The sequence below is a fragment of the Levilactobacillus cerevisiae genome (assembly GCF_003946245.1).
Taxonomy (GTDB): domain Bacteria; phylum Bacillota; class Bacilli; order Lactobacillales; family Lactobacillaceae; genus Levilactobacillus; species Levilactobacillus cerevisiae.
This window is the reverse complement of sequence record NZ_RHNN01000067.1, coordinates 1-2,045: the sequence shown is the minus strand read 5'-3', so window position 1 is coordinate 2,045 and position 2,045 is coordinate 1. Positions and strand designations below refer to the sequence as shown.

Genomic DNA, 2,045 nt, shown 5'->3' with positions numbered 1-2,045 from the left:
TAATCGGTCGAGGACTTAACCAAGTTGTAAAAACGTGGTGTTCTCTAGAAAATAATTTGATGATATCTAGTTTTGAGGGAATAAGTTCTCTTATAGTGTGGTGGCGATAGCCTAAAGGATACACCCGTTCCCATGCCGAACACGGAAGTTAAGCTTTAGCACGCCGATAGTAGTTGGGGGATCGCCCCCTGCGAGGATAGGACGTTGCCACGCAAACGGAAAGACCCAGTGATGGGTCTTTTTTTTATGCATTATTTTAAAAGGGACGTGGCGCATGACCGGTAAGTTCGTGCAGCTGGCTACCATTCGTCGTCAGAAAAACCGCCGGAACCGTCACCTACACAAAAATCCTCAACTCAGGATAGCCGGTTCCTAGGACTAGCTCCCAGAAGTGGAGAATTTAGCCCTTTACTGGCTGTTGGTGGCGGTTTACCCGGCCACTGACTCTGGGATAGCTAGCGGGAACAAGTTGCGTTAGAGCTGACCTGTAGCACTTTTTGAACCGCAACGCGCATGCGGACTGTCTTTTCCGGGACGCGCCAATGTGCTATGATTATGACTGTTATAGCTAATCATGCAGAAAATTATCCGAAACTATTACACAAGAGAGAACAGGTGACAGTCACATGCAAAAATACCGAAAGTACCGCCTGAGTTTGGGGTGGCAAATTCTGATCGGGTTAATCCTCGGGATTGTCCTCGGGGCCGTCTTCTATCAGAACAAGGTTGCCATTACGGCGATGCAAAACATTGGGAACATGTTCATCGGGCTGATTCAAATGATTGTCTTGCCGATCGTGGTATCCTGTCTTACCGTGGGGATCGCGAACATGGGGGACATTAAGCAACTGGGTCGAATCGGTGGGAAGACCATCATTTACTTTGAAATCATGACCACCATCGCCATTGCCTTGGGGCTCCTGGTTGGGAATATTTTCAAACCCGGGGACTTCATTGATATCCACCAACTACATAGTACCGACATTAGTCAGTACGTTTCTTCCGCAAAATCAGCCGGGAATTCCGGTATTTGGGCAACACTGATGGGAATTATCCCCACCAACATTTTCAAGTCGTTGGGTGAGGGCGATATGATGCCCGTCATCTTCTTCTCCGTCTTCTTTGGTCTGGGGACCGCTGCCATTGGCAAGCAGGGCCAGGTCATTATTGATGTCCTAGACGCTGTCTCGCAAGTGATGTTCCGCGTCACTAACTGGGTCATGCATACGGCGCCAATCGGGGTCTGTGCCCTGATTGGGGTGACCATCGCGCAAATGGGACTGTCGGCGCTGGCCCCACTGGGGTATTTCATCGTTCTAGCTTACGCAACCATGGCCGTGTTCATTCTGGTCTTCATGGGATTGGCCGCGCGGTTGTTCGGGTTCCGGCTATGGAGCCTGCTGTACGTGATCAAGGACGAAGCCATCTTGGCTTTCTCAACCGCCAGTTCCGAAGCTACCTTGCCGCGGTTGATTGATAAAATGGACAAATTCGGGGTGAGCCAAGGGATCGTCTCATTCGTGATTCCCACCGGCTACACCTTTAACCTGGATGGGTCAGCCATTTACCAATCGCTGGCCGCACTGTTCCTAGCACAGGCCTACCATATTCACCTGAGCCTGGGGCAACAAATTACCTTGCTGGTCGTCTTGATGATTACCAGCAAAGGGATGGCTGGGGTGCCAGGGGCGTCCTTCGTGGTCCTGCTGGCGACCGTTTCCACCATCGGGGTACCAATGAGTGGCTTAACCTTTATTGCCGGGATTGATCGCCTGGTCGATATGGGTCGGACCGCCGTCAACGTGGTTGGGAACTCACTGGCCACCGTGATCATCGGGAAATCCGAACATGAATTTAGTGAAGAAAAGAGTCAGGCCTATCTGGATCACCTCCACTCGGCCAGAGCAAAATAGGGTAAACAAAAAGCAGCGTGCCAATCCATTTTGGATTTTGGCGCGCTGCTTTTTAGGTTCTAAAATATCTGTTGTTGGTAATCAAATGAATTTGATTACTGGCAACGGATATTTTTGTATAATCAAAGAATG

2 protein-coding genes and 1 rRNA gene are annotated in these 2,045 nt (G+C 50.0%); all 3 read left to right on the top strand.

The window, feature by feature from the left end:
* Positions 1 to 96 precede the first annotated feature (96 nt).
* Positions 97 to 213, top strand: a 5S ribosomal RNA gene (gene rrf, locus EKM99_RS15545).
* Between the two features lie 413 nt (positions 214 to 626).
* Positions 627 to 1,913 carry a cation:dicarboxylate symporter family transporter gene (locus EKM99_RS15540; RefSeq protein ID WP_125584206.1) on the top strand — a complete coding sequence of 429 codons (1,287 nt, stop codon included), beginning with the start codon at positions 627 to 629 and terminating at the stop codon, positions 1,911 to 1,913.
* A partial coding sequence (locus EKM99_RS16045; protein ID WP_225419890.1) for a hypothetical protein occupies positions 1,849 to 2,045 on the top strand: 197 nt, incomplete at its 3' end. The genes EKM99_RS15540 and EKM99_RS16045, both read left to right, overlap by 65 nt.